The 6,873-nt window shown below is 45.6% G+C and carries 3 protein-coding genes; all 3 read right to left on the bottom strand.

The features are described 5' to 3' along the window. Positions 1–126: 126 nt before the first annotated feature. The 3 genes from ACLFWI_RS23860 to nadC all read right to left on the bottom strand — a co-directional run bounded on the left by ACLFWI_RS23860 (position 127) and on the right by nadC (position 6,719). Positions 127–3,306: a right-handed parallel beta-helix repeat-containing protein gene (locus ACLFWI_RS23860; protein ID WP_446414997.1), complete on the bottom strand. Its 3,180-nt coding sequence runs from the start codon at positions 3,304–3,306 to the stop codon at positions 127–129. A gap of 702 nt (positions 3,307–4,008) precedes the next feature. Next, on the bottom strand, positions 4,009–5,766 hold the full coding sequence (gene argS, locus ACLFWI_RS23855) for an arginine--tRNA ligase (protein WP_446414996.1): 1,758 nt from the start codon (positions 5,764–5,766) through the stop codon (positions 4,009–4,011). 83 nt (positions 5,767–5,849) lie between these two features. Further along, positions 5,850–6,719: a carboxylating nicotinate-nucleotide diphosphorylase gene (gene nadC, locus ACLFWI_RS23850; protein ID WP_446414995.1), complete on the bottom strand. Its 870-nt coding sequence runs from the start codon at positions 6,717–6,719 to the stop codon at positions 5,850–5,852. Positions 6,720–6,873 lie beyond the last annotated feature (154 nt).

The following is a 6,873-nucleotide window of genomic DNA, read 5'->3' as shown; positions in this document are numbered from 1 at the left end:
CAAATCTAAACGACAAGAGGGCGGGTTTTGTTGATAAGTTATCGGTATACCCGTCCATTAAACGGCTAAACCCGCCCCTACAACCCCGACAATAGGATATGATATTTATCTTTTAGCTTCCTACCTTCAATTACATTGGGAAACGTCGGTAAAATCTTCCGGGGTGGGAGCAAAATTAACGGTTCCTGTATTATTCTGAGTGAGAGTATCTAGATTCACGACCTCGAATGTGCCAGTATTGCGCTGAAGCTGGAACTCTGTCGTGCTGGTATTGTCAGTTAGAGCAAGGCAGAAGCTGCGATCGCTATTGAGTACGGCATTAAATCCTGGGATAGCATTTTTATCCAAAATTGTCAACTCTACATCGGCAAGAGTTTCAGCATTGCCATTCGTTTGCAAAAAGATACCCTGACTGGCATTATCCGTAACCATGGTATTGTTAATCCGATAATCTTGTACCGCCATAGCATTTCCCTGAACAAAAATGCCTTGACCTCCATCTGTTCCACTGGTGGGAGTTGTACCGCTAATTGTACTGGTTTCAATCTCAAACTCCTGGCGGCTATTATTATTCGCCGATACGAAAATCCCCTGACCTGTGCTATTACTAATTTGCACATTACTAATCTGAAACCGTTGCTGAGATTGGAGTTCGGGATTCTTCTCATCCCCATTCGCGCCAACAAAAAGACCTTGACCCTGACTATCACTGATTTGGACATTCTCAATGGTGAAGTCTTGTTGGGCAATGCTATTGGCTTGGACAAAAACCCCTTGACCACCACTGTCTAGAGCATTCAATCTTGTGCCATCAATTGTACTATCTTTAATCTCAAACTTTTGAGAGCCATTGTTATTAGCACTCATAAAAATCCCCTGACCTGTACTATTGGTAATCTGGGCATCTGTGATGCCAAACTCTTGCCGCGACTGAACACTGAGGTCGTTTGCATCCCCATTCGTAGCCACAAAAATACCCTGTCCAGCATTATTGGTTATCCTGGGACTATTAATCTGAAACTCCTGGAGTGCCAAACGGTTACCTTGGACAAAAATCCCCTGTCCGCCTTCGCCTTGGGCATCGAGTCCAACATTTCTAATCGTGCTGCTGTCGATAGTAAAGACTTGTTCACTGTTATTGTTCGCGGCAATAAAAATACCCTGACCCACGGGATCACTAACTTGAGTGTTATTGAGTTGAAAATCCTGTCTTGATTGGGCAGTTAAGTCATTTTCATCGCCATTGGTAGCAATTAAAATACCTTGTCCAGCGCTATTAGTAACTGTGGTACTGTTGAGGGTAAAGTCTTGAACCGCGTCGCGATTTCCCTGAATAAAGACACCTTGACCCCCATCCCCATTACTGTCGAGGCGAGTCTGGTTAATTGTACTGGCATCAATATTAAAGGTTTGCTCACTGTTATTATTAGCCGCGATAAAAATCCCCTGTCCTGTACTCTCACTAACCGTGGCGTTGCTAAGGTTAAAATCTTGGATAGATTGCTGCGTCAGGTCATTTTCGTTACCATTGGCAGCGATAAAGATGCCTTGACCTGCACTTTCAGTAATCGTTAAGGTCTCCAGAGTCAAGGTTTGCTGAGCGCTGGCATTGGCTTGCAGGAAAAGACCTTGACCGCCATCCCCATTTTCATCCAGGACGGTGTTACTAATACTTGTATTTAAAATGTCAAATACTTGACGACTATTATTATTCCCAGCCAGATAAAATCCTTGACCGACACTATTAGTAATTTGATTATTGGTTGCGGTTAATTGCTGTTGCACCTCACCAGAGGCTTGAATAAAAACACCTTGACCACCACTGTCACTGATTTGATTACTATCTAGGGTGAGTTCTTGTTGAGTGGTTCCCGATGCTTGAATAAAAATGCCTTGCTGACCGCTATTTGTGATAACATTACGAGCGATCGCACTGGTTCCAGTTACATCGATGAGACTAATCCCTTGTCCTGTGGCGTTGGTGATGCGGTTATCTTGAATCGTCACATTCTCAATAGCCGCGCCTTGGATACCATTCCCCATGACATTCGCGATCGCAAACCCAGACAGGGTGGTATTATTTCCTAGCGTCACCGTTCCCGTAATTGTGGGAAACTTACCGCTTCCCGATAAGGGTAACTGCACCCTACCCAGTTGCTGCGTATCAATGCGTTGAACTGCACCTGCGGAGAGTACCGTTACTCCATCAGCAAACTGAAAGCCTTCTGTCTCAGACGTCGTACCCACTTGCACATAAACAATCTCATCAGCTTGTGCCACACTCAATGCATCCTGCACTGTACCAAACGGCGTTTCAAACGTACCCTCTCCTGTACTCATCCCCAACGTGACATGCTGAAACTGCCAAGGTTGACCCGTTTTCGGGTTTATCGCCGCGACTTGTTCATTTTCCGTTTGTTCATCGACAATAATTGTAGCGATACGTCCTACCGATTCACCCATCCGTGTCAAGGCGCTGGCTGATTCAACCCCACGGGGACGGGTTCCAGGAAAGGTTGCGCCTAAACTGAGGACAATCCGAGTGTCAAAGATTTGGTCAGTTTGCACCGATAAACCCAGATTCAGATAATCCGTGGGATGTGCTTCCAATCGCCCTCGAATGCCAATCGCATTATCTGTTCCCTCCCCACCATAGTAATAAAACCCTGCATATCCCCGTAAATCTCCCGCCCCTAATCGCAATAACCGTCCCCCCGCTTCAATATCAAATCCCGCCATTGCAGCTTCAAAGCGCTGGCGATGATTGAGAAGTAAATTATTCTCCTGAAATCCGCGCAAGGAGAACGACTCATCCACTTCTGGGCGGCGTTCACCCACTGGCAAATACGCATTCACCCGCAAATCCCAATCGTCTCCTAGTCGTTCAAACCCTGCACCAATTTGGTGAAACACGCTGTTTCCGGTATCACGGGTATCGTAGGAAAGATAGCCTCCCAGAATCCGGTTTTGAGTGGAATTGTAAAACCGTTGTCCCAGAAGAATCGTTCCGCCCATTGTGGAGTCAGTTAACAGGCGCAACTGTCCTTCCAGAAATGTCAGAGTACTTCCGGGAATCTGAGTAATTGGAACAAAGCCTTCCAGACTAAAAAATGGGTCTTGATAGCCTGCTCCTTCGGTGGTAAACTGACCGCCTATACGGGGTAAGACTGTCAAGTCTGTGGCAGTTCCCGGAGTTGGTAAACGTGGCGTATCGGTTTCCGACGCAGGGGTTTGGGCAATGACAGGCGAAGTTAACCCTCCAGAAACAAGTAATCCAACACAGAGGGCTTGAGCTGAGATTTTCATTAATCAGAGGGTGAGTACAATCGTCACCCCCTCTTACAGGTATCGCTTTTGGGAATCCGGCAAAGGGGATTCTGGGTTGAAGTTTTGTTAAGTTATGTAGCCAAAAAAAAATCCCCTTTCGGGGACTCGTCCAAGGGTGGGAAAAAGATTTCATCTATATTTTTATTATCTACCCAAGTTGCAGAAGTTGTGTGTAGCTACGATGAAGTTTAGATGAAAAATCGATGAAGTTTCTGTAAAGTTGGGTCTGGTCGTGGGTCATGGCTTCTTTGTCTGTTGTTGTTGATCCCGATACTCTATCCCTTTTTCTTTATCAAAATGGTACCACCCAATAATGGAAAATCCCGTTCTCGACCCACTGAGAACGGGATAAGGAGTGAGATACACTAATTGCAACTTGGGAGTAAGCGATGTATATCGTCTTACCTAGTAGCTTAACCGTTCTACAGAGGCTTTTGGGATAAGCGTTGATGAAGAATGGCTCAATTTATGTGAAAATTCCGTGAATATGACCAGTATCACAATTCGCATCCCTGAAGATGTGGTCGAGGATCTCATACCGAGTTGCGCTCAAACATAGTAGATAGGAAAAGCAGGGGGAGCAGGGGGAGCAGGGGAAGCAGGGGGAGGGAAAGTTATATCTTTCTTTAACCTGCGGTTGATGAGACTGAAAGGCTATCCTGTGGCAAAAGGGGATGTTTTCTACATCCGTTCAAGTACCGAAATACCGAGTAACGATAATCCCAGTTTCAACGTTTGAGCTGTTAGGTCACACAACATTAATCGTGATAACCGCACGGATTCCTCCGTTTTAAGTACAGGACATTGGTCATAAAATTGACTGAATTTCTCGCTCAGTTCATACAAATACTGACAAAGACGATTAGGCAATAACTCTTGCTCAACTTCTTTAATTACCTCGGTGACTTGTAGTAGATGTTTAGCTAGTGTTGCTTCTTGGTCTTCTTTCAATGAGACTTGAGTAGAGGTTCTTAACTGCTCAAAATCAATGCCACCTTTGCGACCAATACTTTGAATCCGGGCATAAGCATACAGCAAATACGGTGCAGTATTTCCTTTGAGAGATAGCATCTTATCGAAGCTAAACACATAGTTGCTGGTGCGATTTTGACTGAGGTCAGCATATTTGACCGCCGCCATACCTACGACTTGAGCCACATGATTAATGAACTCCTCGGTTTCCTGGCGATCTTCTGCTTGGATGCGAGTTTCCAGATCAGCACGCGCCCGCGCGATCGCTTCATCTAATAAATCCCGCAATCGTACTGTCTCTCCAGACCGAGTTTTTAGCTTTTTCCCGTCTTCCCCTAGTACCAATCCAAAGGGAACATGCACAATTTCAACAGTCTCCGGTAACCAACCTGCTCGTTGTGCAACCTGAAATACTTGGGCAAAATGATTTGCTTGTCCAGCATCAGTAACATAAATAATCCGATTTGCCCCATCTTGCTCAATCCGGTAGCGTAGTGCCGCTAAGTCAGTTGTGGCATAGTTATACCCCCCATCCGACTTTTGCACAATTAAGGGTAAAGGTTCACCTTTTTTATTGGTAAATCCGGCTAAAAAAACACATTTAGCGCCTTGGTCTTCCACTAATAAGCCTGATTGTTCTAAATCTTTGACGATATCGGGAAGTAAGGGGTTATAGAATGATTCACCCCGTTCGGTGATCTGCACATCCAGTAAATCATAAATGACCTGAAATTCTTGCCGGGATTGCTCACACAGCAACTGCCAAGCTCGTTTGGTATCTTCAGCTCCAGCTTGCAGTTTCACGACTTCCTGTCGTGCGGCTTCTTGGAAGGCTTCATCGCTATCAAACCGTTTTTTAGCTTGTCGATAAAAGCTGACTAAATCTCCTAAATCAACTGCCTCAGCCGTGGTTAATGCCTCGGGGCAAACTTCCCGAAGATAGGTAATTAACATGCCAAATTGAGTTCCCCAATCTCCGACATGATTGAGGCGCAGGACATGATGATCTCGAAATTCCAAAATACGGGCAATGCAGTCCCCAATAATAGTGGAGCGCAGATGACCAACATGCATTTCTTTGGCAATGTTTGGACTGGAAAAATCCACAACAACTCGCTGGGGCTGTTTGGCGGGTTCTACACCTAAGTGAGGGTGGGTGAGATTCCTATTCAGCTTGGCTTCTAAATAGGCGGATTTGAGGGTGAAATTAATAAAACCGGGTCCTGCGACTGTGGGGGTGTAGCAGATATCAGCAACATCTAGATGGTTGATCAGCATCTGTGCGATCGCTCGTGGGGGTTGACCTAGCGGTTTTGCCAGAGAGAGTGCCGCATTCGATTGATAATCACCAAATTTGGGGTTACTGGCAGGAACTAACATTGGATCTGTACCCGCCATCGTTTCACCAAAGGCAGCAATTAATGCTTGCTCACATTTGGCTTTTAGTTGTTCCAAGGTTGAAGTCATTGCGCTAGGTAAAGAGTTGAAACGATAAGAGGTTGCCAAGAATTAGGGAGAAATGGCTTAATCAAAATATTAGGGAATGAACTTTAAATGCGATTCTCGTCCAGTAAGTTCATACTTAAATCCAGCCAAGTGGAACGAGTTATGGGGGCACTCGTGGAAATATAGTCTACACCGGTTTGGGCTACAGCACGAATGGTGTCCAGGGTGATATTCCCAGAGGCTTCAATTTTGAGTCGGTCATTTTTGCCGCGAATTTTATGTACCGCCTGTCGCATCCTCTCCAAGGGCATATTGTCCAGCATGATAATGTCAGCCCCCTGCTCTAAGGCTTCTGTCACTTGCTCTAGGGTTTCGGTTTCGACTTCAATCCTTAGGGGGTAGGGAATTTGTTCCCGGATACGAGCGATCGCGTCTTTGATGCTACCTGCTGCCACTATATGATTGTCTTTAATCATCACGGCATCATCTAAGCCAAAACGATGATTAATGGCACCACCAACTTGAGTGGCATATTTTTCCAGCAATCTTAGCCCAGGGGTGGTTTTACGAGTATCGACGAGTTGAGTCGGAAGATCAGCAAGTTGATCGGCATATTTGCGGGTAAGGGTAGAAATGCCGCTTAAGTGCATCGCTAGGTTGAGAGCCACTCGTTCTCCCATTAAGAGGGTATCCAGAGAGCCATGTAAACGAGCAATGACCTGTCCAGGATGACAGTCTTCCCCTTCAGCTACAACGGCAACAAAACTGGTTTGATCACTTAAAAGTTGGAAGATCCGTTTCGCGATCGGCAATCCAGCAATCACTCCCCTTGCTTTAGCCGTCCATTCGGCTTGGACAATTTTGTCCGGGGCTTCCCACAAGCCTTGAGTAGTGCGATCGCCTCGACCGATATCTTCTAACAACCAGTTCTGGAGGATCGGATCTAGCAGGATCAATGGCGGTAAAGCTCTCATCTGACAAACGGGGGTAATTTTCTTAAGCTGATTGGGTTAGCTCTAAATTTAACCATAGCTCAGATCGCCCTCTGGGAGAGGGTTTATGACTTCTCCAAAAAAAAAATCCCTCAAAAGGTTGACAACTCCAGAAATAGCCACTACATTGGTAAAT

The sequence above is a fragment of the Coleofasciculus sp. genome (assembly GCF_046539235.1).
Taxonomy (GTDB): Bacteria; Cyanobacteriota; Cyanobacteriia; order Cyanobacteriales; family Coleofasciculaceae; genus Coleofasciculus.
Note: the sequence above shows the minus strand (reverse complement) of the source record. Positions and strands in the feature narration are given on the sequence as shown.